At 66.4% G+C, this 24,154-nt stretch carries 22 protein-coding genes; 10 read left to right on the top strand and 12 right to left on the bottom strand.

Annotated elements, in window-relative coordinates; all coding sequences use genetic code 11:
- Window positions 1-91 precede the first annotated feature (91 nt).
- The 3 genes from IE92_RS0110870 (at window position 92) to IE92_RS0110860 (ending at window position 3,045) form a co-directional block, all read left to right on the top strand.
- Window positions 92-1,030 carry a carbohydrate ABC transporter permease gene (locus IE92_RS0110870; RefSeq protein ID WP_030148524.1) on the top strand — a complete coding sequence of 313 codons (939 nt, stop codon included), beginning with the start codon at window positions 92-94 and terminating at the stop codon, window positions 1,028-1,030.
- Window positions 1,027-2,031 carry a carbohydrate ABC transporter permease gene (locus tag IE92_RS0110865; RefSeq protein ID WP_030148523.1) on the top strand — a complete coding sequence of 335 codons (1,005 nt, stop codon included), beginning with the start codon at window positions 1,027-1,029 and terminating at the stop codon, window positions 2,029-2,031. The genes IE92_RS0110870 and IE92_RS0110865 overlap by 4 nt, the downstream gene beginning before the upstream one ends.
- A 201-nt stretch (window positions 2,032-2,232) precedes the next feature.
- Window positions 2,233-3,045 (top strand): HAD family hydrolase, encoded by an 813-nt coding sequence (locus IE92_RS0110860; protein ID WP_081864006.1) that lies wholly within the window; start codon window positions 2,233-2,235, stop codon window positions 3,043-3,045.
- Here IE92_RS0110860 and IE92_RS0110855 read toward each other — a convergent pair.
- The 3 genes from IE92_RS0110855 to IE92_RS16730 all read right to left on the bottom strand — a co-directional run bounded on the left by IE92_RS0110855 (window position 2,990) and on the right by IE92_RS16730 (window position 5,175).
- Window positions 2,990-3,526, bottom strand: a complete 537-nt coding sequence (locus tag IE92_RS0110855) for a GNAT family N-acetyltransferase (protein WP_051701594.1) — start codon at window positions 3,524-3,526, stop codon at window positions 2,990-2,992. The two genes, IE92_RS0110860 and IE92_RS0110855, sit on opposite strands and share 56 nt — an antisense overlap.
- Complete coding sequence (locus IE92_RS0110850; RefSeq protein ID WP_030148520.1) at window positions 3,523-4,551, bottom strand: LLM class flavin-dependent oxidoreductase; 1,029 nt, start codon at window positions 4,549-4,551, stop codon at window positions 3,523-3,525. Before IE92_RS0110850 ends, IE92_RS0110855 begins: the two co-directional genes overlap by 4 nt.
- A gap of 111 nt (window positions 4,552-4,662) precedes the next feature.
- Entirely contained in the window at window positions 4,663-5,175 is a 513-nt protein-coding gene (locus tag IE92_RS16730; RefSeq protein ID WP_245601260.1) for a YflT domain-containing protein, read from the bottom strand.
- 140 nt (window positions 5,176-5,315) lie between these two features.
- Here IE92_RS16730 and IE92_RS0110840 point away from each other — a divergent pair, with 140 nt between their 5' ends.
- The 4 genes from IE92_RS0110840 (at window position 5,316) to IE92_RS16725 (ending at window position 11,291) form a co-directional block, all read left to right on the top strand.
- Complete coding sequence (locus tag IE92_RS0110840; RefSeq protein ID WP_030148518.1) at window positions 5,316-6,629, top strand: magnesium transporter MgtE N-terminal domain-containing protein; 1,314 nt, start codon at window positions 5,316-5,318, stop codon at window positions 6,627-6,629.
- On the top strand, window positions 6,629-7,165 hold the full coding sequence (locus tag IE92_RS0110835) for a DUF1003 domain-containing protein (protein ID WP_030148517.1): 537 nt from the start codon (window positions 6,629-6,631) through the stop codon (window positions 7,163-7,165). The genes IE92_RS0110840 and IE92_RS0110835 overlap by 1 nt, the downstream gene beginning before the upstream one ends.
- A gap of 5 nt (window positions 7,166-7,170) precedes the next feature.
- The gene (locus tag IE92_RS0110830; protein ID WP_030148516.1) at window positions 7,171-8,355 is read left to right on the top strand and encodes a P-loop NTPase; all 1,185 of its coding nucleotides are present in this window, start codon (window positions 7,171-7,173) and stop codon (window positions 8,353-8,355) included.
- A gap of 110 nt (window positions 8,356-8,465) precedes the next feature.
- Window positions 8,466-11,291 carry a hypothetical protein gene (locus IE92_RS16725; protein ID WP_043321542.1) on the top strand — a complete coding sequence of 942 codons (2,826 nt, stop codon included), beginning with the start codon at window positions 8,466-8,468 and terminating at the stop codon, window positions 11,289-11,291.
- On the opposite strand, the gene IE92_RS18960 is transcribed toward IE92_RS16725, so the two are convergent.
- A complete protein-coding gene (locus IE92_RS18960; RefSeq protein ID WP_245601259.1) occupies window positions 11,288-11,923 on the bottom strand; it encodes a twin-arginine translocase TatA/TatE family subunit in 636 nt (211 codons plus the stop codon). The two genes, IE92_RS16725 and IE92_RS18960, sit on opposite strands and share 4 nt — an antisense overlap.
- An 87-nt stretch (window positions 11,924-12,010) precedes the next feature.
- On the opposite strand from IE92_RS18960, the gene IE92_RS0110815 reads away from it, so the two are divergent.
- Window positions 12,011-12,640 (top strand): O-methyltransferase, encoded by a 630-nt coding sequence (locus tag IE92_RS0110815; protein ID WP_030148514.1) that lies wholly within the window; start codon window positions 12,011-12,013, stop codon window positions 12,638-12,640.
- A gap of 113 nt (window positions 12,641-12,753) precedes the next feature.
- On the opposite strand, the gene IE92_RS0110810 is transcribed toward IE92_RS0110815, so the two are convergent.
- The 6 genes from IE92_RS0110810 to dapE all read right to left on the bottom strand — a co-directional run bounded on the left by IE92_RS0110810 (window position 12,754) and on the right by dapE (window position 19,815).
- Complete coding sequence (locus IE92_RS0110810) at window positions 12,754-13,860, bottom strand: substrate-binding domain-containing protein (RefSeq protein WP_030148513.1); 1,107 nt, start codon at window positions 13,858-13,860, stop codon at window positions 12,754-12,756.
- A gap of 45 nt (window positions 13,861-13,905) precedes the next feature.
- The gene (gene mmsB / locus IE92_RS0110805) at window positions 13,906-15,162 is read right to left on the bottom strand and encodes a multiple monosaccharide ABC transporter permease (RefSeq protein ID WP_156027540.1); all 1,257 of its coding nucleotides are present in this window, start codon (window positions 15,160-15,162) and stop codon (window positions 13,906-13,908) included.
- Window positions 15,163-15,167: 5 nt separating this feature from the next.
- Window positions 15,168-16,718 carry a multiple monosaccharide ABC transporter ATP-binding protein gene (gene mmsA / locus IE92_RS0110800; RefSeq protein WP_030148511.1) on the bottom strand — a complete coding sequence of 517 codons (1,551 nt, stop codon included), beginning with the start codon at window positions 16,716-16,718 and terminating at the stop codon, window positions 15,168-15,170.
- Window positions 16,719-16,914: 196 nt separating this feature from the next.
- Window positions 16,915-17,970 (bottom strand): LacI family DNA-binding transcriptional regulator, encoded by a 1,056-nt coding sequence (locus tag IE92_RS0110795; protein ID WP_051701595.1) that lies wholly within the window; start codon window positions 17,968-17,970, stop codon window positions 16,915-16,917.
- A gap of 249 nt (window positions 17,971-18,219) precedes the next feature.
- Entirely contained in the window at window positions 18,220-18,393 is a 174-nt protein-coding gene (locus IE92_RS17855) for a DUF3117 domain-containing protein (RefSeq protein WP_081863887.1), read from the bottom strand.
- 321 nt (window positions 18,394-18,714) lie between these two features.
- Window positions 18,715-19,815 carry a succinyl-diaminopimelate desuccinylase gene (gene dapE, locus IE92_RS0110785; RefSeq protein ID WP_030148509.1) on the bottom strand — a complete coding sequence of 367 codons (1,101 nt, stop codon included), beginning with the start codon at window positions 19,813-19,815 and terminating at the stop codon, window positions 18,715-18,717.
- Window positions 19,816-19,950: 135 nt separating this feature from the next.
- On the opposite strand from dapE, the gene dapD reads away from it, so the two are divergent.
- Window positions 19,951-20,916 carry a 2,3,4,5-tetrahydropyridine-2,6-dicarboxylate N-succinyltransferase gene (gene dapD, locus IE92_RS0110780; RefSeq protein WP_030148508.1) on the top strand — a complete coding sequence of 322 codons (966 nt, stop codon included), beginning with the start codon at window positions 19,951-19,953 and terminating at the stop codon, window positions 20,914-20,916.
- 181 nt (window positions 20,917-21,097) lie between these two features.
- Window positions 21,098-21,847 carry a CYTH domain-containing protein gene (locus IE92_RS0110775; RefSeq protein WP_030148507.1) on the top strand — a complete coding sequence of 250 codons (750 nt, stop codon included), beginning with the start codon at window positions 21,098-21,100 and terminating at the stop codon, window positions 21,845-21,847.
- Window positions 21,848-21,859: 12 nt separating this feature from the next.
- Here IE92_RS0110775 and IE92_RS0110770 read toward each other — a convergent pair whose 3' ends face one another.
- Window positions 21,860-22,999, bottom strand: a complete 1,140-nt coding sequence (locus IE92_RS0110770) for a hypothetical protein (RefSeq protein ID WP_030148506.1) — start codon at window positions 22,997-22,999, stop codon at window positions 21,860-21,862.
- Window positions 23,000-23,075: 76 nt separating this feature from the next.
- Complete coding sequence (locus IE92_RS0110765; RefSeq protein ID WP_030148505.1) at window positions 23,076-24,119, bottom strand: hypothetical protein; 1,044 nt, start codon at window positions 24,117-24,119, stop codon at window positions 23,076-23,078.
- Window positions 24,120-24,154 lie beyond the last annotated feature (35 nt).

Here is a 24,154-nt window from a genome sequence, read left to right as displayed (position 1 = left end):
GCCCGAGCCTCGCGCCGGCCGCGGGGATGGCCCGTCCATCCCCGCGGTCACACCTCGTTATTCCCTCGTGCAGGAAGGCACCGCCGCCACCATGACCACCCTCACCAAACCCGCTCCGACCAAGCGTCGGCGCGCCCGGAATCCACGCACCTGGTTGCGTGGCGGTGGGCTCTCCAACCTCCTCTTTGCGGCCCCGATGATCATCATCTTTGGGCTGTTCTCGTTCTACCCGATCATCCGCGCATTCGTGATGAGCTTCCAAAAGACCAACCTGATCGCCGACCCGCAGTGGGTGGGACTGCTGAACTTCCAGCGTGTGCTGGAGGATCCGGTGTTCTGGGTGGCCCTGCAAAACACCGGCTGGTTTGCGCTGCTGGCCCTGATCTTCGGATACCCGATTCCGCTGATCGCCGCCGTGCTGATGAGCGAGGTACGACGGGCCCGCGGCCTGTACTCGGTGCTCGCGTATCTGCCCGTCGTGATCCCGCCGGTGGTCGCCGTGCTGCTGTGGAAGTTCTTCTACGATGCGGGCCCCAACGGTGTGTTCAACACCATGCTGGGCTGGGTGGGCCTCGGGCCCTTCCCCTGGATTCAGGACGCGACCATGGCGATGCCCTCGATCGTGCTGGAGGCCACCTGGGCCGCCGCCGGTGGAACCATCATCATCTACCTCGCCGCGCTGACCGGGGTGGCCCCCGAACTCTACGATGCCGCCGAGATCGACGGTGCGGGTATCTGGCGCAAGATCTGGCACGTGACCCTACCGCAGCTGCGCGGGGTCCTGCTGATCACCCTGATCCTGCAGATCATCGGTACCGCGCAGGTGTTCCTGGAACCATTCCTGTTTACCGATGGTGGACCGGCCAACTCCACGGTCACCCTGCTCCAACTCATCTACCGGTACGGCTTCCAAAACAGCCTCGGTGGTAACTACGGTTCGGCGACCGCGCTGAGCGTAATGCTCGCACTCTTCCTCGCCCTGCTGTCCTTCGTGTACTTCCGTCTCACCTCTGGTTGGAGCAAGAATTGACCACCACATCGACCCGTAGCGACGCCGGCGTCGCGGTAACCGCCGACGCGGTGCTCGACACCGCTCCCGCCCCCACCCGTCGCCGTCGCCTCGGAAAGAAGAAGCCCGCGGCCGCCGGTCCCTCGGATGAGCGCGGGATCATCTCGACCAATGAGTGGAGCCGGCGCGGCATTCGTCGCTCCGCCAACGGCATCCAGATCACCCTCCTGGTGCTGCTCGCGATTGGCGGGCTGGGTCCGATCCTCTGGCTCGCCAAGGCCGCGATCACCCCCACCCAGGACACCCTGCGCACCCCGATGGCGCTGTTCCCCAACGGCTTCGCCTGGGACAACGTCAGCAAGGCGTGGACCACGATCGGACTGGACGTTCAGTTCATGAACACCGTGTGGGTGGCCCTGGGTGTGCTGGTCATGCAGCTGGTGGTCACGATGACCGCCGGGTACGTGCTGGCGATCCTCAAGCCCGCCTACGCCAAGGTCCTCAACGCCCTGGTGCTGGCCACCCTGTTTGTGCCCTCGGTGGTGCTGCTGGTGCCGCTGTACCTGACCATCCTCGATGTGCCGTTCCTGGGCATCTCGCTGCAGAACACGTTCTGGGCGGTGTGGCTACCCGCCGGTGCCAACGCCTTCAACATCCTGCTGGTGAAGCGCTTCTTCGAAAACCTCCCGCCGGAGATCTTCGAGGCCGCGCGCACCGAGGGGGCCGGATCGTTCCGGATCTTCTGGCAGATCGTGTTGCCGCTGTCCAAGCCGATCATCGGTGTGGTCTCGGTCTTCGCGGTGATTGCCGCCTGGAAGGACTTCCTCTGGCCCAAGCTGGTGCTCGCCCTCCCCGAGGTACAGCCACTCTCGGTGCGTCTGCCGCAGCTGCAGCAGACCATCGACCTGGGCACCTACCTGGCGGCCCTGGCCATCTCGACCCTGGTGCCGATCGTGCTGTTCATCATCTTCCAGGGTCTGTTCCTGAAGTCCGCCGGCATGGGTGGAGCGGTCAAGGGCTAGCACCCTTCCCCCGCAGAAGTGCCCACGACCAGTTGGTCGTGGGCACTTCTGCGTTCTTCGATGGCGGTGCCCACATGAACGGCGGATGAATCCTGGCGGGTTGCGCAAAAACTAAACATGAGCGAGCCTATAGTCACGGTAAGTGCCACAACCTGATCGGGTATCGGCCGCGGCGGATATCCCCCAGTGCTGGGAGACCTCATGATTCAGCTCGCGGTTTTTGACTTCTCTGGTACCACCATCGACGACGGCCAGGCCGTCTATCGCGCGCTGGAAGACGCGGTGCGCGAGTGCGGGGTGGACGTGGATCCGCACGATCTGCTGGCCTGGATGAGCGCCGATAAACATACGGCCCTGGCGGCGCTGATCGAACTCGGCGGCGGTAGCGTTACGGCCTCGGTGGTCGCCCGCGCGCATGCCCGGTATGTCGCGCTCTTGGACGGCTACTATGTCAGCCTTCCCCCGCGACCCCTGCCCGGGGTGTCGGCCACCCTGCGAGCGCTGCGGGCGGCGGGGATCCGGATCGCCCTCACCACCGGGCTCTCGCGCCCGGTCGCCACCGCGGTCCTGGCCCGGCTGGGCTGGCGCCTGGGTGCTCCCGGGGAAGACAACGCGGTCACCATCGACGCACTGGTGTGTGGCGATGAGGTGTCCCAGCTCTCCCCCGCACCGTACCTGATCCACCGGGCGATGGAGCGTACCGGGGTCCTCGACGCCGCCCGGGTGCTGGCTGCGGGCGACACGGTGGCCGATGTCCAGGCGGGCCTCTATGCCGGGGCCGCCCACGCGCTGGGGATTCTCGGGGGCGAACACACGGCGGCCGATTTTCGGGAGGCGGGACTGGGTCTCGCCACCGATTCGCGGGTGCGGATCCTGGACGCGATCACCGTGCTGCCCGAGTTCCTGAATCTCTCCGCGACCCCGGGCAGTGCCACGCCACCGGGGGCGCGCACCGACGCTAGCCGGCCAGCCGCTCCGCACCGGGGGCTTCGACCAGTGGATACACGTAGGTAAACAGGTCGAGGACCTTCGTTCCGCCGATCCACAGCCCGTCCCGCTCGGGGGTGCGCACAAATCCCAGGTGCTCGTAGAGTCCGTGGGCACCGGTCATCCCGGGTCCGGTCTTCAGGAACACCGTGTGCCAGCCATCCGCACGCGCCGAGGTCATCACGTGGCGCATGAGCGCGGCGGCGATCCCGCGACGGCGCGCCTCGGGGGCGACCCCCAGCAGGCGCAGATCCAGCTCCCCTTCCCGCACGTCCTCATGCAGCGGCGGGACGCCGACCCGACGCGTGGTGACGCTCCCGAGCAGGGCACCCGATGCGTCCTCGGCGACCCACACGTCATAGTTTTCCGCGCGGGAGGCGGCGAACTGCATCGGATCGGTGGCGTGCCCCTTATCTCCGTAATCGTGAGTATAGGCGGCGCGAATCAGCGTATCAATCGCCTCAAACTCCTCGGGGCGAGCCAGCCGAATCAGCGGATCCCCACTCATGCGGCACCGCCCGGGGTCCAGCCGAGAGCCGGGCCGATCCGGGTCGCCACCTGCTCCAGAATGTGCTTCCACTCGTCCAGGCCAAACTCGAAGGGCAGCTCGACCAGGTAGTCATCCGCCGCGGCGAATCCGGGATCCTGGGCGATGCTGTCCACGATTTCCGTGGTGGAGCCCAGGATGTCCGGGGCGATGATCGTGCGCGGTCCGTGCACCTCACGGGTGCGCGGGGTGCGGCGCTCTACGTAATCGCGGTAGAGCCCAAGTTGCGCCGGAGTTGCTCCCTCGGTGGGAACCACAACCCGGGCGAGCACGGCGTTGGAGGTCTCGGGGGTGGGATGAGCGGCGCGGTACGCGGCCACCTGCGCCTGCTGCACCAGTCCAAAGTCGCGCACGCCGTTTTCGGTGCTGCTGATGTTACTCATCAGCCAGCCCAGGCCCGCCTGCCCGGCCCACTCGGCCGAGCGCAGCGAGCCGCCACCGTACCAGATGCGGTTCGCGAGTCCCGGGCTGTGGGGTTCCACCCGCTCGGTGTCCAGGTCGCCGCCGATACCGTTGTACTCCTCGATCTCGCGCACCCGCGCGCCGTCGATCAGGTCGTGTAGACGCTGGATCCGGCCGTAACCATAGTCCTCGGTGCGCCACCCCGAATCGAAGACGATGTCGTTGACCTCATCGGAGAACTTCGGTGCCCCCACGCTGACCCCGGCGAGCACCCGTCCACCCGAAAGCAGATCGGCGGTGCCCAGGTCCTCGGCCAGGCGGAATGGATTCTCGTGTCCCACCGGGATCACCGCGGTCCCGAGCCCGATCCGGGAGGTGTGCTGGGCGAGGGCACCAAACAGCACCGCGGGGGAACCCAGGCCGCGCTGCAGGTGCCGCGAACGCAGCCATCCGCTATCCAGTCCCAGGGACTCGGCGAAGCGGAACAGCTCGATGGTGTCGGCCAACCCCCGGACGGGATCGGCCGGATCGATCGGCACGAGGTGCACAAACCCCAGCTTTTTGGGGGTGAGGGTCGAGGTCACGGGGTCTCCTTTTGGTGCGAGTAGTCACACCCTAATCCCCCGGGCTGATCAAACCGAACAGTCTTGTTATGTACGGTCATCCGAGGTCATCGGACGCCCCGAACCGAGTCGCTAGTTGGTGGTGCCGGTGCCGCCGTTTTCCAGGGCGGTATTCAGCAGCTTGCGGGCACGGCCCACCATTTCGGCGGGCACCACCAGGGAGTACGACGCGGCGACGATCTGCATGACCGAGGTGAAGTCCTTGCGCCGGCGGCGGGCGGAGAAGGTAAAGAGGGAGAACAGCATGCCGAAGCCGGCACCGAGGAATACGGCGGCAGCGACGATCCCGAGGTTCAGGGTGGGGTTCATGATGACCAGGATCAGGCCCAGGAAGATTCCCATCCAACCACCGCTCAGCGCTCCCGAACCGGCGGCGCGACCGTAGGTCATCTTGCCGGTGACCCGCTCGACGCTGCGCAGATCCGAGCCCACGATGGCCACGGCACGCACCGGGAAGTCGCTCTGACCCAGCACCGCGACGGCCTTCTGGGCGTCCTGATAGCTCTCAAAGATCGCCACCGTCTCCCCATCGGGAAGCTGGGCGTCAAACGGGTTGCGGCCACGGCCGGTCTGCGGAATACTCACGCTCTCATTCTCGCATTCCCATGCCGGAGAGAGCCGATAATCCCCTCATTTTCGCCCACAGCGCATCGGGCGACAGAACGAATGTGCGCCGGGAGCTGCGCCGGGTAGGTTCCATCCAAAACCCCGACTACATTAGAGAGGTGAGTACAACACGAGTCTTTGTCGCCCGACTTGCTGGGTGCACCGTATTTGACCCCGCGGGTGACCGCGTGGGCAAGGTGCGTGACGTTCTTGTGGTGTACCGAAAAAACGACCCGCCCCGCGTGGTGGGACTGGTGGTGGAGATTCCCGGAAAGCGTCGGGTCTTTGTCTCGATCGGCCGGGTCACCTCGATCTCCGCCGGCCAGGTCATCACGACCGGTCTGATCAACGTGCGCCGCTTCCAGCAGCGCGGTGGCGAGGTGCGCGTGATCGCCGAGATGCTGGGCCGCAAGGTCATCTTCCACGACGGTTCCGGCGAGGCCACCATCGAGGACGTGGCCATCGAATCCCAGGGACCCGGCGACTGGTCGGTCAACCAGTACTTTGTGCGCCGTCCCAAGACCTCCTCCTCCCCGTTCGCCCGCGGCGTCACCACGTTTGCCAGCTGGCGGGAAATCCGCGAGAAGGATGACGATGGCGAGGCGCAGTCGGCCGAGCGCCTGATCGCGACCTACACCGACCTCAAGCCCGCCGATCTGGCCAACACGATGCTGGACCTCCCCGGCGAGCGACTGCTCGAGGTGGCCGGGGAACTCTCCGACGACCGTCTGGCCGACGCCCTCGAGGAGATGCCCGAGACCAGCCAGATCCAGATTCTGGCGAGCCTGAGTGATAAGCGTGCGGCCGATGTGCTGGACCACATGCAGCCCGATGACGCGGCCGACCTGATCGGTCAGATGTCCGAGGAGCGCGGTGAGCAGCTGCTGGATCTGATGGAGCCCGAGGAGGCTGAGGACGTTCGTCTGCTGCTGACCTTCGCCCCGGATACCGCGGGTGGTTTGATGACCACCGAGCCGATCATCCTCTCCGCCGACTCCACCGTGGCCGAGGCCCTGGCCCTGGTGCGCAAGGCCGAGCTGGCCCCGGCGCTGGGTGCCGCCGTGTGCATCACCCTGCCCCCGTATGAGCCGCCGACCGGTCGCTACCTGGGCCTGGTGCACTTCCAGAAGATGCTGCGCTATCCCCCGCACGAGCGCCTGGGCACGATTATGGATCAGAGCCTGGAACCGCTCACCACCGATACCTCGGCGGCGCGGGTCGCACGCACCCTGGCCAGCTACGACCTGGTGTCGGTCCCCGTGGTGGACGACAATCACCGCCTGGTGGGCATGGTCACGATCGATGACGTGCTCGACTTCCTGCTGCCCGATGACTGGCGTACCCAGGAATCCGATATCCCCGTGCGCCGAAGTACGTCGCGCTTTCATCACACCGCACGCAACCCCAATGGCACACCTCGGGAGGGACGATAATGGCGAAGCAGCGACGTACCGATGCGGGCCTGGACGCCCCCAAGGGCCTGCGCGGCGCGGTCCTGGCCTCCCGCGACAAGAACAGCAGCGACCGCTTCGGCCGCTTCACCGAGTGGGTGGCCCGGGCGATGGGAACCCCCGGCTTCCTGGTGGGCCTGACCCTGTTCTGTGTGGCGTGGATCGCCTATAACTCCTGGGGTCCCGAAAACATTCGTTTCGACTCGGCGGCGTTTGGATTCACCGCGCTGACCCTGATCCTCTCGCTGCAGGCCTCCTACGCGGCCCCGCTGATTCTGCTCGCGCAAAACCGTCAGGACGACCGCGACCGCGTGCAGATCGAGCAGGACCGTCAGCGCGCCGAGCGCAACCTCGCCGACACCGAATACCTGGCCCGCGAGGTGGTGGCGCTGCGCCTGGCGATGAAGGACCTGGCCTCCAAGGACTTCATCCGCCACGAGCTGCGGGCGCTGCTGGAGGAGCTGGAACGAGACCGCGAACCCGCGGCTTCCCCCACCCAGGAGGAGCCGCGACCGTGAGCGAGATGCCCGCAGACACCGGTTCCCAGAACGGCGGCTCGGCGGCAGATCCGCGGCGGCACGAGGGACTCTGGCGCGCGCTCGGCACGGTCCAGGATCCCGAGATTCGCCGTCCGATCACCGAACTCGACATGGTGGAATCCGCCGACGTGGATGCCGAGGGGATCGCCCACGTCCACATTCTGCTGACCATCGTGGGGTGCCCGGCGGCCAACGCGATCGAGGCCGCGGTGCGCGCCGCCGCCGCCTCACTGCCCGAGGTCACCGCGGTGGACCTGCACGTCGGCGTGATGACCCCCATCCAGCGCGAGGCGCTGACCACCCGGCTGCGCGGCGATCGCGGCGAACGCGAGATGCCCTTTGGCCCGGGCACGCTGACCCGGGTGTTTGCGGTCACCAGCGGGAAGGGCGGCGTGGGCAAGTCCACGATCACGGCCAACCTGGCGGCGGCCTTTGCCGCGCGCGGGCTACGGGTGGGCATCGTGGATGCCGACGTGCACGGGTTCTCGATCCCGGGTCTGCTGGGAATCGGCGAGAACGCCGAGGCGCCGGTCAAGCCGACCCGACTGGACAACATGATCCTGCCGCCGGTGGCGCACGGCATCAAGCTAATCTCGATCGGCATGTTCCTGGATGATCCCCGGGCGGCCGTCGCCTGGCGCGGACCGATGCTGCACCGCACCATCACCCAGTTCCTCACCGATGTCTACTTCGGAGACCTCGACGTGCTGCTGCTGGATCTGCCCCCGGGCACCGGCGATATCGCGATCTCGATCGGGCAGCTGCTGCCCAATGCCGAGGTTGTCGTGGTGACCACCCCGCAACTGGCCGCCGCCGAGGTGGCCGAACGCTCGGGCACCCTGGCCGTGCAGACCGGGCAGCGCATCGCCGGCGTGATCGAAAACATGGCCGGGCTTGTGCAGCCCGATGGCACCATGCTGGACCTGTTTGGCAGCGGCGGCGGTGACCTGGTGGCCGAGCGGCTCTCAACCGTGGCCAAACGCCCGGTTCCGGTGCTCGCCTCGGTGCCGTTGAGCGTCGAGCTGCGTACCGGCGGGGACGCCGGCGTACCGGTGGTCCTATCGGATCCCGAGAACGCGGCGAGCATCGCGATTTTGAAGGCCGCCGACACCCTGCTGACCGGCGGGCGCAGCCTGGCCGGCGTCAAACTCGGCCTCAGCCCGCGCTAGGCTCGGGCCGGTAACCCCGGCAATCTGCGCCGGGATCTTCCCTCACCCCGGCCCAAACCCGTATCGTGGTGTCGTTACGGCTTGGTGTCGTGAAGTTTTGGGAGGATCCAATGGTGGAATCGGCGCGGTTTGAGGCCCTGATCGAGGAGATCGATCGCACGCAGGTCGGTGTGGAGGAACGCAACCTGATCGAGCAGGCCGTGCGCCTGGCCGAGGAGTTGGGTGCGGATGAGCTTGCCTATCGGGCGCGGGTCCGGCTCACCGCCTCCGCGTATATGACACACGATATGGATGCGATGCTTGCCTCGTTCGCCTGGTGCGCGGGCCAGCATGCGGCCGATCCGCAGCGCTTCCCCGCGCTGCTCGGCGATAATCCCCACGCTCCCGGGCTCAACCTTCTGCTGCAGTACAACTGGGCCGCCAAGGTGCTCACCTGGATTCCCGCGATCGCGCTGGCCGAGGTGTACCGCTGCCTGGATGAGATGGCCGAGCGGTATGCCCGCGCCGGCATGAGCCCCCGAACCGCGGTGTTTGCGCGTTTCCGGGTCGCCTATCACGTGGGTGACCTTGCCGCCGCCGATACGCTGCGCCACGAACGGCACCGCTATCCGGTTGAGCCCGAAACCGGGTGTGCCAAGTGTCAGACCGCCGAGGAGGGGTACTTCCTGCACCTCGCCGGGGATCAGGCCGGGGCGGTCGCCCTGTTCGAAGACTCCCTGGAGGATCACGACTGCTCGCTTGAGTACGAAAAGGCACGAATCCTGCTGCCGCTGGTGCTCAACGGAGAGGCCGAGCGAGCCCGCGCCATCCATCTGGAATCGATCCGCTCGCTCATGCGCTCCCCCGATCTGCTGGAACTGCTGCCGTTTGAACTGGTGTTCTGCGCGGTCACCGGAAATGCCGAGCGCGGACTGGCCCTACTAGAACGCGCGCTGGAGACGATCGTCCCGGATCCGCTGAACCAGGACCAGCACTTCGCGCTGGCCACCGCGATCGCCCTCCTGCTGGAGACCCTGAGCGCCGAGGGGCACGGTGCCGTCCGGGTCCGCGGTGCCCAGAATTCGGCCCTGGCGGTGCTCTGGGGTGCCGAGCTGAGCGGCGAGGATACCCGGGCCGATGCGCTGGCCGCCCGCCTCTGGGCGCGCGCGGAAGACATTGCCGCGGTGTTTGACGCGCGCAACGGCAATGCGTTTTTTGCCCGCCGGCTGGAACAGACCCGGGCGCTGTGTGGATCCGATTTCCCGGCGCCGATCCGCACCACCGGGCGATATGAGCCCGCGCCGCCGGCAGTACCCGCCGACCCCGACACCGCCGAGCGGGCGCGGGCGGCGGCCGAGTTCCTGGCGCTCACCGGCGGTCCCGCGGATGCGGCGAGCGCGGTTGAACACGCCCTGGACCTCACCCCGGACGACCTCCCCGCCCGCCTCTTCCTGACCTCCCTCCTGATCTCGATGTACCGAGACCTGGGCCAGGGCGAGCGGGCTCGGGCCATCCTCGAAGCGCGCGTCGATGAGCTGCGTCTGGCGGGCCTTATCGAGCACGCCAAGAACGAGGAGCGGATGGGGATGCTTCAGTTTGGCGCGGCAACCCTCGAAGACGTGACGCTGCTCCGCTCCGAGGCCGATGACCTGCGCGCCGTCGGTGCGCCCGCCGCGGTCCGCGCGCACGCGCTCACCTCCCTGGCCCACGTGCTGGATCGGGCGGACAACCTCGAGGAGGCGCGTGACCTGGCCGCCGAGGCATACGCGCTGGCGGTTGAGGACCCCACCCCCTATGGGTTTCACCCCTCGCTCGGTCTCCACCTGGCCATATTGGAGCGTCGACTGGACCGAGGCGAGCAGGCCCTGGCCCTCCTGGACACGCTGCTTTCCGAGCCGAGCTCGGGCTTTGTCCGCGCCCACACACTCTTCCAACGCGCCACGCTGCACGCCGAGCGCGGGGAAACCGAGGAGGCCCTGCGCGATGGTGAGGCGTTCCTCGCCCAGGTCACCGGGGGCGCGGATCGCGGTATCGAGATCACCGCGCTGGACTTCACCGCCCAGATGCTCAGCACGCTCGACCGCGACGCCGAGGCCGCAGCGCGCACCGCGTATGCGATCGACCTGGCCCGCCGGTCCGAGGATGACCGGCTGATCTCGCTCCACCTGAGTCTCGGCCGCTATCAAAACTGGGCCGGGGCCGCCGAAACCGCGGTGGAAACCCTGGACACGGCCTACCGGATGACCGGGGAGGATGAGCCGCTGCTGGATGCCGAGATCCTGGTCACCCTGGGCGATGCGGCCGCGAGCGCCGAGCAGTTCTCGCTCGCCTATGGGGCGTGGTCCCAGGTGATGGACATCGCCGATCACGTGGAGACCCCCGAGGCCGCCGCGGTGGGAACACGGGCGGGTCTCGCGCTGGGGGCTCTGCTGATGCGGATGGAGGATGAGGAGGCGGTCGAGCGGTTGGAGCGCGCCGCCGCCTGGGCCCGCACGCAGGAAGACCTGGGCCCGATCCTGGAAACCCGGCACCGACTGGGCCTCGCCCGCGCCCGGTTTGGCGATCCCGCCGGGGTGAGCGAGCTGGAGGCCCTGCGCGCGGAAATCCCCGATGGGACCTGGCTGGCCGCCGATGTGACCGACTCGATATCCCGCGCGCTCACGGCGCTGGATCGTGCCGCCGAGGCGCTCCCGCATGCCCGGGCCGCCGGGGCCGCCTATGCGCTAGCCGAGGATCCCGGTGCCGCGGTGGCGAGCGGAGTACACGAGGCACGCATTCTGGTGCGCCTGGATCGCACGGACGAGGCGCTGGAGAGGTACCGCACGCTCGGCGACTCGGTCCCGGCCGAGGCCCCCATCAGAGCACAGATCGTCGAGGAGTGGGCCCAGCTCCTGGAATCGCTCAATCGCCACGCTGACGCCCACACGCTGCGCGCCCGGGAGGCCGGAGGGAACTAGGTCGCGTCGGGGTCGAACGGGGCATTGAGGACGGGCTCGCCGGCCATGATTGCGCGCAGTCTCGCGGTCGCGTCGGCGCTGATCTGCGGGCCCGAGGAGTAGCCACCCGAAGAGTGGCCACCCGAGGCGTGACCACCAGACGAGTAGCCACCCGCCGAGAAGCTGCCCGCTGCGGCCGAGCCGGGGGCTCCGGCACCCGAAGACGCCGCGCCCGCCCCGGAGGACGCACGGTTTGCCGCCGAAGTCGAGGGGTTTGACGCACCCGCCGACGCGGCAAAACCGGCGCTCGCACCGGCCCCCATCGCCGAGGATGCAGAGGAACCGGGGGACGCAGAGGACCCAGCCGAGGCGGAGGCACCCGGCGAATCCGACATCTCATCGGTCAGAGCCTCGCGGATGATGCGGCGCGGATCGTACTGACGCGGGTCGAGCTTTTTCCAGTCGACCTCGTTGTACTCCTCGCCCATATCATCCTTCAGCCGGTCCTTGGCACCGGTGGCCATCTCGCGCAGCGAGCGCACCAGACGGGCCAGCTGCGAGGCCAGCTGCGGCAGACGTTCGGGACCCAGCAGGAACGCCGCAAGCACGCCGATGATCAGCAGCTTGTTGAACGATAACCCGAGGTCAAACACCCCTTCAGCTTACCGCGCCGCGTCGCACTCCGCGCACCCACTCTCCCCTGTAAAGTAGGGGACATCGTTTCCATGGGAGGGAGCCACGTGTCCGAACAGGATTCCAATTGGAAGTACGCCGACGACATCGTTATCGAGTCCGAGGCCATCGGGCGCGCACGCTCGCAGTCGCTTGAGTTTGGGTTGACCCCGGTCTCCCCCGCGCTCGGCGCTCAGCTCGCCGTGTTCGCCGCGGCCAGCCGCGCCGCCAACATCATCGAAATCGGTACCGGTGCCGGCGTTTCGGGACTGTGGTTGCTGGAGGGTTCGGCCACGTCGGTGCTCACCACAATCGATCACGAGCCCGAGCACCTCGCCGCCGCCAAGCAGGCCTTCGCCGACGCCGGCATCCCCTCCTCGCGCCTGCGCCTGATCGGCGGTCCGGCACTCGACGTCCTCACCCGGATGAACGAGAACAGCTACGACATCGTGCTGGTCGACGCCGATCCCGCCCAGGTCATCGAAACCGTCGAGCATGCGCTGCGCCTGGTGCGTCCCGGCGGCACCGTCCTGGTCCCGCATGCCCTGTGGCAGGGACACGTGGCCGACCCCGCCAAGCGCGATGACATCACCACCGCCTTCCGCACCCTGGTGGAGGAGATCGCCGCATCCAGCGCCGTGGTCAGCGCCCTCTCCCCCGCGGGCGACGGTCTGCTGCAGCTCACCATTCGCGCCTAATCGCACACAAAAAAGAGGACCGGCCAGATGGGCCGGTCCTCTTTTTTGTGCCGATACACGCCACAGCGGGCGGGATCCGAAGATCCCGCCCGCTGCGTGTTCGCTACTCGGTGTTACTTGGTGAGCGGTGCGAGGGTGGGGTCGTTGGCGTAGGCCTCGGCCGCGTTGGCCTTGGTCACGATGACCGGGGGCAGCAGGTAAGCGGGAACGATCTTCTTACCGTTGTCGTAGTCCTTGTCATTGTTCGTGGTGACCTTCTTGCCCTCCTGGAGCTCCTTGGTCATCTCGATGGCCTGCTTGACCAGGTTGCGGGTGTCCTTGTTGATGGTCGAGTACTGCTCGCCCGCCATGATGGACTTGACCGACTCCACCTCGGAGTCCTGACCGGTCACAACCGGGATCGGCTTACCGGCGGCCTTGGCCGAGGCGATGATCGCACGGGCCAGGGTGTCGTTCGGGGACAGCACGCCATCCAGCTCGTTGCTGGCGTAGTTCGCCGCGAGCAGCGAGTCCATGCGGTTCTGAGCGTTCTCTGCCTTCCAACCGGCGGTGGCGGTCTGCTTGATGTCGGTCTGACCCGAGACAACCTTCAGGGTGCCGTCGTCGATCTTGGGCTGCAGGACCGACATGGCGCCGTCGAAGAAGACCTTCGAGTTGGCGTCATCTGAGGAACCCGAGAACAGCTCGACGTTGTACGGGCCGTCGGCCTTCTTGGCCTTCATGCCGTCCAGCAGGGCCTCACCCTGCAGCTCGCCCACCTTGAAGTTGTCGTAGGCCACGTAGTAGTCCACGTCCTCGGTGTTGAGGATCAGGCGGTCGTAGGCGATGACGGTGACGCCGGCGTCCTTCGCGGCCTTCACCTGCGGGCCGAGCTGGCTACCATCGGCGGCACCGATGATGATGACCTTGGCACCCTTGGTGACCATCGACTGGATCTGAGCCTGCTGGTCCTGAACGGTGGTCGAGGCTCCGGCGTACTGGACGTCGGACTTGAATCCGGCGTCCTTCAGGCCGTTGGTGAAGAGGTCACCGGCGAGAACCCAGTTCTCACTGGTCTTGCTCGGCAGTGCAACACCGATCAGGGAGTCCTTCGCGAAGCCGGCAGCGTCGCCGCTCGAGGAGGATCCGGGGGTGCCTGCGTCACGGCTGGAGCAGCCGGCGAGGGTGAGTGCCGCAGCAGCCGCGATGGCGACGGTGGCAAGTGCAGTCTTGCGGAACATAGCTTTCTCTTTCTGTTTTGTGATTGTGGTGATGCGAGGAAAAATTTAGGACTTGTTGACCGGGATACCCAGCTCGTCACCCGACTTGTTGCGGCGGGCGGTGAGGGCACCGATCACGGAGAATCGACCGCTGTTCTTGTTGATCACGTCGATCGCGACGGCGGCGAGGAGCACCAGACCCTTGATCATGAGCACCTTGTCGGAACCCACGCCCAGCAGCTGCAGACCGTTGTTCAGGAAGGCCATGACCAGACCACCGATGATCGAACCCGGAACGGTTCCGATACCGCCGGCCACCGCGGCACCACCGATGAAGACGGCGGCAATGGCGTCCAGCTCCCAGTTGATACCGTCCTGCGGACCCGAGGCTCCGGCGCGGGCGATGTAGAGCATGCCGGCCAGCGAGGCGAGCATCGACATGTTCATCATGACCAGGAAGTTGATGCGCTTGGCCTTGACACCGGACAGCTCGGCCGCCCGCTTGTTCCCACCCACCGCGTAGATGTGACGACCGACGATGGTGCGACGCGTCACGAACGAGTAGATCAGGACCAGCAGCACCAGGATGATGCCGGAGTTGGGGAAGCTGGTGCCCACCCGGCCGCCGGCGAACATGAAGGTTGCGAAGGCGATGATCGCGATCAGCAGCACCAGGCGCAGGATGGCGACCCAGATCGGCGCGAGCTCGGCACCGGTGCGGACGGCGGTACGACGGGCGCGAACCTCGCGCCAGATGACCGCGGCGATGGCGATGATCCCCAGCAGCAGGGTCAGGTTGTTGTAGCCGGTGTCCGGACCCACCTCGGGCAGGTAGCCCGAGAGCAGGGCCTGGTAGCCGTCGGGGACGGGAACCGAGTCGGCGTTACCCACGAACTGGTTGAGTCCGCGGAACAGCATCATGCCGGCGAGGGTCACGATGAAGGCGGGGATCCCCACGTAGGCGACCCAGAAACCCTGCCAGGCACCGATGATCAGGCCGAGCACCAGGCCGGCCACGATGGCCAGGCCCCAGGGGACGTGGAAGTCATTCATCAGCTTGGCCACGATGATGCCGGTGAAGGCAGCGATCGAACCGACCGACAGGTCGATGTGACCGGCGATGATCACCATCACCATACCGATGGCCAGAATCAGAATGTAGGAGTTCTGCTGCACCACGTTGATGAGGTTCGTGGGCGAGATTGTCAGCCCGTCGGTCAGCCCGTTGAAGAGCAGAATAATGATGACGAGGCTGACCAGAATGCCGAGCTGACGCAGGCTGGAGGTGTTGCCATTTCCGAAGATTTTCTTCAGATCCTTGATGCCGCTCATGCTGCATTCGCTTTCTTTTGGGTGGCGGTCATGCTCTTCATGAGCAGTTCGGGGTCGGCGTTTTCGGCCGTGAATTCGTTGGTGATGGCACCCTCGAAGATCGTGTAGATCCGGTCGGAGAGGCCGAGGAGTTCGGGGAGTTCGGAGGAGATCAGGATGATGCCCTTACCCTGGGCGGCGAGCTGCTGAATGATCGTGTAGATCTCAAACTTGGCGCCGACGTCGATGCCTCGGGTGGGCTCATCCAGGATCAGGATGTCCGGGTCGGTGAACATCCACTTGGCCAGCACCACCTTCTGCTGGTTTCCACCGGAGAGGGTTTCCACGCCCCGGTCGATGCTCGAGGTCTTAATCCGCAGCTTGCCGCGGTAGTCCTCGCTGACGGTGCGCTCCTCATCCTCGTTGACCACACCGGCGGAGGAAATCTTGCCGAGCTTGGCCGAGACGATGGAGCGCTTGATGTCGTCCAACAGGTTGAGACCGAGGGCCTTGCGGTCCTCGCTCACATAGGCGATGCCGTGCTTGATCGCGTCGGCCACCGACTTGATCTGGATCTCCTTGCCATCCTTGATGATGGTGCCCGAGATGAAGTTGCCGTACGAGCGCCCAAAGACGCTCATCGCCAGCTCCGTGCGTCCGGCACCCACGAGCCCGGCGAGGCCCACGACCTCGCCGCGGCGCACGTGCAGGGTCTCGCCCTTGCACACCAGGCGCTCGCTCGAGGTGGGGTGCTGCACGGTCCAGTCGTGAATCTCAAAGAAATTCTCCCCCACGGTCGCGATGCGATCGGGGAAGCGGGACTGCAGGCTGCGTCCCACCATGCCGCGGATGATCCGGTCCTCATCCACCGCACCCTCGTCCACCCGGAGGGTTTCGATGGCGTGGCCGTCACGGATGATGGTGATCGAGTCGGCGATCTGGGCGATCTCGTTGAGCTTGTGAGAGATGATGATCGAGGAGATTCCGCGTCCCTGCAGGCCCTTGATGAGGTCGAGCAGGTGCTGCGAGTCGGTCTCGTTCAGCGCCGCGGTAGGCTCATCCAGGATCAGCAGCTTGACCTGCTTGGCGAGCGCCTTGGCGATCTCCACCAGCTGCTGTTTGCCCACACCGATGTCCTTGATCTTGGTGTCGGGATCCTCGCTGAGGCCCACGCGGGCGAGCAGTTCGATCGCGTCCAGCCGGGTCTTTTCCCAGTCGATCGCTCCGCGCTTGGTGACCTCGTTGCCCAGGAAGATGTTCTCGGCAATGGAGAGCTCGGGGATCAGGGCGAGTTCCTGGTGGATGATGACGATTCCGGCGGCCTCACTGGCGCGAATGTCGCGGAAGCGCTGAACCTCGTTCTGGTAGACGATGTCCCCGCTGTAGCTTCCAATCGGGTACACCCCCGACAGAACCTTCATGAGGGTCGACTTCCCGGCACCGTTCTCGCCGCAGATGGCGTGAACCTCGCCGGCGCGCACCGCCAGGTTGACCTCGGAGAGGGCAAGAACACCGGGGAATTCCTTGGTGATGTTCACCATCTCGAGGATGTTGGGCTTAGCGGCCATCGGGGAACACCTCCCGGATTCGGGTCGGTGCGATGATGACAGTGAGCATGGCTCCCTTTCGCTGGACAACGTTGTCACTCCCACTCTCGGGTGGGGCTTTTGGTCCAAATGTGACCGTTCACATTTGGTATGAATAAATTAGGCCTAACCCGGTAAGGATGTCAATCTCGGAGAGATAACGATTCTTCTGGGAGGCCTACTCTGGCGAGTTTTCGCGGTTTTTCTCCGGCCAGTTCTGGCGTGTCGGAACCCGAGCGGAGGACTCGCGAACGAGCAGCGGCGCCGGCAAAATCACCGACCGCGCACCCTCCCCCTCGAGCTGCGCGATCACCTCCTGGACCATCCGCCGACCCACGGCGGCAAAATCCTGTCGCACCGTAGTCAGCGGCGGGAAGAAGTGACCGGCATCGGGGACGTCGTCAAACCCCACCACGCTCACATCCTCGGGAACCCGCACCCCGGCCTCCCGAAACGCGTGAATGAGCCCCAGCGCCACCTGGTCGTTGAGCGCAAACACCGCGGTGAACGGGTCCCCGCGCAGCAGCTCCTTGCCCGCCTGGTAACCAAAACTCGCCGTGTGCTCGCCGAGGATCGGCGGATGCATACGCAGCTCGGCCTCCCCGATCGCCGCCAAAAATCCCTGCATCCGCTCATCGGCTTCGATCCAGTTCTGCGGCCCGCCCACGTGCAGGATCTCGGTGTGGCCGAGCTCGATCAGGTGCTGAACCGCCTGATAGGAACCCTGGTACTGGTTGACGGCCACGTTGAACGCCCCGGGTCGATCCAGCGAGTCCGCCACAAACAGCGGCACGCCGGGGGCGGCCGCGGCCACGGTGGACACCAGCTTGGCCTGGGGCGCGATCACCACGATGGCCTCGACCCCCTGGGCGAGCAGGCGCTCGATATCATCCTCGACTCCCAGGCCGATCCCCATTGCGGTGACCAGCGCCAGGCGATACCCGTTGGCGTTGGCGGCCTGTTCCATCGCGATCATGATGGCCTGCGGACCGTACAGCGCGGTCGAGTGGGTGGATAACACCCCGATCATGCGGGTGCGCTGGCTGGCCAGCACCCGCGCCGCCTGGTTGGGCCGATACCCGATTTCCTCGATCGCGGCGAGCACCGCAAGCCGGGTTTTATCCCGGATCTTGGGTGAGTTGTTGAGCACCCGGGACACGGTTTGGTGGGACACCCCCGCGGCCGCCGCGACATCGCGGATATTGGGTGCCCGACCGGCAGGTCGTGCGTTCACTAAGACTCCTCAGAGCGGTGCGGGAAAGCGGCGATGCCACCCGCAAAAAGAATTCCGGGCCTCACAAGGCGAGCTGTGGCCTTCCCGGGAGCAGGGCCGAGTCGGCTCGGCGCGGCTACCTTCCACACGATACAACACGTGTGCACACACGCCACGAACTTTATTGACGACACGGTCGAATCGTTTCGAGGGGACAGACAAATCCGCCCCGGCATCTGAAGCAGATGCCGGGGCGGTTGGTGGGGTGGCCTATGCGGGCGCAACAACCCCCGAGAGTACCTGGTGAAGTTCCTTCGCCTCTTCGTCGTTCACGGAGACCACGAGTCGTCCGCCCCCCTCAAGTGGGACACGCACGATGATCAGGCGCCCTTCCTTCACGGCCTCCATCGGTCCGTCCCCAGTCCTGGGCTTCATCGCTGCCATTCGGTTCCCCTTCCGTGGTTTCCTGTTCCCATTATCAGCTATTTGGGGTGTCCGTGGAAATCCAAGGCGACTTATGACGCGGTAGGTAACCCGACATAACGGACATGGAATGCACCCCTCTCGCACCGCTCGCTGTGCAACCGAGGCGGGATGAAGCGGATTCTGATCGGGCATTTCCCTCGGCGCATCCGAAGCCAGGGGCAAACCCGGAAGCATTCAAATTGCGTCAGGAAATCGGCCCATTGTTAATATCACCGGTACCGCAAAAACCACCCGATTGGGACCGTTTCCCACCCCGGGCCGTCGCCTCGGAGGTGGTTTTTAGTAGGCTTCGGGGGTGTTCAGCCAGGTCCGCAGACCCCGCTCACAGTCCTCGATTTCCGCCACCGCGACGCGCTCATCATCGGCGTGGGCACGCAGCGGATCGCCGGGTCCGTAGTTCACCGCGGGGATGCCCAGGGCGGAGAATCGGGCCACATCCGTCCAACCGTACTTGGGCAGCGCGGGCACACCCAGGGCGGTCAGGAAGCGCTTCGCAAGCGGCGCATCGAGCCCCGGACGGGCACCCTCGGCGCGGTCCACCACGGTGATATCCCACTCACCAAACAGCTCGGTGAGGTGGGCGATGGCCTCATCGGCCGACTTATTCGGGGCGAATCGGTAGTTGATGTGCACCATGCACTCGTCGGGAATCACGTTGCCGGCGATGCCGCCGGTGATCCCCACGGCGTTCAGGCCCTCGCGATAGACCAAACCTTCGACCTCGATCTGAGCGGGACGATAGGCGGCGAGCTTTTCCAGGATCGGGGCGGCCGCGTGGATCGCGTTCTCCCCCACCCAGGCACGCGCCGAGTGCGCGCGCAGTCCGCGGGTACGCACCTCGATCCGCACGGTTCCGTTGCATCCACCCTCCACCTCGGCGCGGGTCGGTTCGCCGAGGATCGCAAAGTCGCCCTCAAACAGATCGGGGCGAGCCTCGGCTAGCAGGCGTAGGCCGTTGAGGTCGCTGGAAACCTCCTCGTTGTCGTACCACATCCAGGTAATATCCACCGCGGGATCGGTCAGCTCGGCGGCGAGCGCCACCTGCACGGCCACGCCCCCCTTCATGTCCACGGTGCCGCGCCCGATCAGGTGGTCGATTCCGTCCACGAGCTCGCGACGGATCGGCAGGTTGTTGTTGATCGGGACGGTGTCCACATGCCCGGCGATGATCACCCGCTGGGCGCGGCCCAGGTTGGTGCGCGCGGTCAGGGTGTTGCCGTGACGGATCAGTTCCAGGTGGTCAAATCCCTCGAGGGTTGCCACCAGACGATCCACCAGGCGGGCCTCGGCACCGGACACCGAGGCTTCATCACAGATCTCACGGGTGAGCTCCACGGTTCCGGCGGACAGGTCAAACGGGAGGGCGGTAGGCGCGGACATACCTCCGAGTCTAGGGCGTGTACGGGGCCCGGTCTGCCCGGATATCGGTGTGGATATCGCCGAAAACCGCGAATTCGCAAGCATGTGCATCGCCACACGCGCGCCAAGATCCCGTGAATTCGCTAGCCTTACACCATGAGTGCAACTGATTCCGCCGCGACCCCCACCAATGCCTGGGGCTATGGCCTCGCGACCATCACCGACGCCGGTACCGTCCTGGACACCTGGTACCCCGCACCCGAGCTGGGCACCCTGCCCGAGGGCCGCGAACGCTGGTTCACCCCCGCCGAGATCGAAGACCTGACCGGACCGGACGAGCGCCGCGGCGTGCGCCTGGAGGCCGTGACCGTGGAGATCACGCTGTCCGAGGCCCCCGCCAGCACGAGCGACGCCTACCTGCGTCTGCACCTGCTCAGCCACCTCAAGGTGGCCCCCAACACCATCAACCTCGACGGGATCTTTGCCTTCCTGCCGAACGTGATGTGGACCACCGGCGGCCCGGTGGAGCCCGAATTCTTCGACGCCAACCGTCCCCGCCTGACCCGCGCGGGCATCAGCCCGGTGGGCCTGGACAAGTTCCCCCGCCTGCTGGACTACGTGAGCCCCGCCGGCGTGCGTATCGCCGATGCCTCGCGCGTCCGCCTCGGTGCCCACCTCGCCCCGGGCACCACCGTGATGCACGAGGGCTTCGTAAACTTCAACGCCGGCACCGTGGGGACCTCGATGGTTGAGGGCCGCATCTCCCAGGGTGTGGTGGTGGGCAACGGCTCGGATATCGGTGGCGGTGCCTCGATCATGGGCACCCTCTCTGGCGGCGGAACCCAGCGCATCACCATCGGCGAGCGCTCGCTGCTGGGTGCCAACTCGGGTATCGGCATCTCGATCGGCGATGACTGCGTGGTGGAGGCGGGCCTGTACGTGACCGCCGGCACCAAGGTCACCCTGCTGGACGGCGACCGTGCCGAACCCCGCCGGGTCAAGGCCGCCGAGCTCTCCGGGGTGGCCAACCTGCTGTTCCGTCGCAACTCGCTGACCGGTGGCGTGGAGGTCCTGCCGCGCTCGGGTGTGGGCATCGTCCTGAACGCCGCGCTGCACGCGTAGGCAGCATTCACAACCGGCCGGGGCGATTCGCTCCGGCCGGTTGTGCGTTTCTCCATCGGTCTCGCGCCGCCCGGCCGGTTGTGCGTTTCTCCACCGGTCTCGCGCCGCCCGGCCAGTTTGTGTGTGAGCTCGCGTCGGTTCGTCCTTGGTGCGGCGCGATGTTTCCCGGCACACTGGAGCCATGACTGCTTCTGGTGCCCGCGAGATCGAACGCAAGTATGACGTCCCGGATGCGGCGGTGCTGCCGGATCTGACCGCCGCGGTCCCCGGGTTGGTGGCCGATGCCCCGCACACGTTTGAGCTGGCGGCGACCTACCTGGACACCGCGGACGGGGACCTGGCCCGCGCCCGCACCGCGCTGCGTCGCCGCGAGGGTGGGCACGATGCCGGCTGGCACATCAAGGCCGACACCCCGCAGGGTCGATTCGAGACTCAGTGGCCGCTGGATGAGCCGATCGCTCCCGGTTCCCCGAACGGCGCCGCCCCGGCCACGGCCGAAGCTGCCGCGGGATCCGAGCCTGATGGATCCACCGGGCTCGGCGGATTGCCCGAAGCCGAGGGTGCGGTCGCGATTCCCGCGGCAATCCGCACCGAGCTGGCTACCCGACTGGGCCTGGCGGACGCGGTATTTGCGCCGATTGCGGTCCTGCGCACCACCCGCACCACCGTGACCCTGCGCGACACCGACGGCAGTGTTCGGGTCGAGATCGCCGATGACACGGTGATCGCCCACGACGTTTCCGCCGATATCACCCGCACCTGGCGTGAGTGGGAGGCCGAGTTCCTACCGCTGCCCGGTGCCACCGCCAATGACGAGGCCGCCGACGCCGAGGCGAACGCCCTGCTCGGGGCGGTCGAGGCACGCCTGGCACGGGCCGGAGCGGTCACCGCCTCCTCACACTCGAAGATCGCCCGCGCGCTGGGCCGCTAGCCGACCCGGGCGCTAGCCCGGCCGATGCTCGGTCGCGGTGATGCTTGTGCCAATCGTGCCCAGGCTCCACGCGCGCGGCGTCGCCACGGTCCAGCTGAAGGACAGCGCCACCGCCGCGACGAGAACCGTCATCGCAAGCACGCTGAGCACCGCTCCGGAGCGATGGAGCAGCAGCGCACCCACCAGGCAGAGAACCGCCGCGGCCAGGAGGGTCGTGATCGGAATCCGCGGAATCTGGTCGGCTGTCAGCGGCTGACTGTCGAATGACATTGCGCCCATCACCCCCTCCGACAGACGCGGCATGGCGAGGATCCATCCGACGATCAGCAACGGAATGGACAGCAGAATCAGGATAATGGTCGCCGCACGCCGGGCGGTGAGTGGGCGTCGGCGAAGATCAAATCCGCGCCATCCCGAATACACCCAGGCGGCAACCAGAAACGCCAATGCCAGGACCCCCGCGATCGCGTATCCAGGCAGAGACATCAGCCCACCCAAGACCGAAAACATCACGCCCCCGGCCAGGTAGTTGGCCACCATGCGATCCGACACCGGGCCCGGGCCGGCGTTCCCCTGGAGCGTGACAACGATCCAGGCAAAAACGAGGAACGGGGCCAGCCAGTTAAAGAGCACCCGCAGCCGATGCACCCACAGAGTCGGTCGCTTCGGGGGCCACCACAGCAGGACCGCCGCGAGCGCGACCAGGATCACCATGACCCCGGTGAGCATCGTCACGGCCATCAGATCCTCGGTGAATTGGTACTCATTCGCCACGATCGGTCGGGAGTCAAGCAGCCGTGTTACCGCCTCGATGGCCGGCAGCACAAGAAAGGGGACAATCAGCGCGGTGCCCACAACCAGGGTGGCGGCGACAACCAGCGGCGCATTCGAATACGACCAGCGTCGGACCCCCTCGGCAACACACGTGGTGACCACCGCACCGGCCATGACGTAGAGGAACATCACATGGAGTACGCCCGCCTTGGTGGAGCTCGCTCCCGAGAGCTCGGGCACCACAAAACCCAGCGCGAGAATAAGGATGCCCGTCCCGAAGCCGAGCATGGTCAGTCGGGTTCCCGGCCAGTGACGCTCCTGGGGAACGGGGGCGGTCCAGCGGGGTTTCGAGTGGAGGACCGGAGAGTCTTGCGTCATCCCCAGAGCGTATCCATCGGGTGCGAAAACCGGTTCCGGCACACGAGCGTTCTCGGGTAATCGTTATCTGGTTCGCCTAGCGAATCCACGCCGCGGCGAGGGCACACAGGACGATCACCGCGGTGGCGATGAGCAGATTAACGGTGGGCCGAGTGCGCCGTATCGCCCAGGCAATCAGGGCATAAACCAGTGCCGCTCCCGCAAACACGGTGATCGCCAGGCTGGGGATCTGATCGGGGCTCGGCACCCTGGGCAGCGGCAGCCCGAAGCCGAGTGTGGCGATCCGATCGTGGGCGAGTAGCCAGGCGATTCCTGCCACCAGGAGGGTCGCCACGCTCAGCGCATACGCCGCCCGGCGGGTTCCGGGTTGGGTGCGAAAGCGAATATCCGGGGCGTCACGATTGGCGATAATGTGGGCGCTGGCGCGCAGGCCGATCCCGAGGTAGAGGGCAAACACGTATCCGGCAACACCCGCCCACCCGGCTTCGAGCATGAGAATGAGCAGCTGGATCACGGCAAAGTCGCCGAGCACAAACGGGGTGTCTCCCACGGACAGGATCATCCATGACGGTACCCCGACCCCGATCACCAGCAGCACGGGAATGGCGATGCGCCAGGCGAGATAGCGGCGGGCCGTGGGTTCGCGGTCGGGTCGACACAGCACCCACGCCATGACGATCCACACGATCAGCGCGCCGCCCCCAACCACAACCGTGGGCCAGCTATTCGACGGGGGCTCCTCCTGCCCGGCCGGGGGAAACAGCGTCTGGGTGGCCGCCTCGATGGTGCTGAGGGTCAGGATCGGGGCCCCGACCGACAGCCCCAGCAGGATCGCGGCAAGCATCACGAGTCGGCGATGGGTATTGCTGAGCCGCCGAATCGTATTGGTGCAGTGTGCCACCACTATCGATCCCAGCAGAATCACCAGGGCGCTCATGCCGACGCCGAACTGGGTGATGACATCGCTCCCGGCGAGCTGGGGCACCCCGAGACCCAGCGCGATGATGACCGTACCGGCGACGGATCCGATCAGGGTCAGACGCACCCCACGCCAGCGTCGCTGGAGCGCGCGATGGTCCCGGACGGACTCCGGGGTGATCGAAACAGTGGGTTCGGCCATGCGCCGAGCGTACAGCACCGCTCCCGGCGGACCGC

The organism is Mycetocola saprophilus (genome assembly GCF_000718085.1).
In the GTDB taxonomy this organism is placed as follows: Bacteria; Actinomycetota; Actinomycetes; order Actinomycetales; family Microbacteriaceae; genus Mycetocola; species Mycetocola saprophilus.
This window is presented reverse-complemented; position numbering and strand designations above follow the sequence as displayed.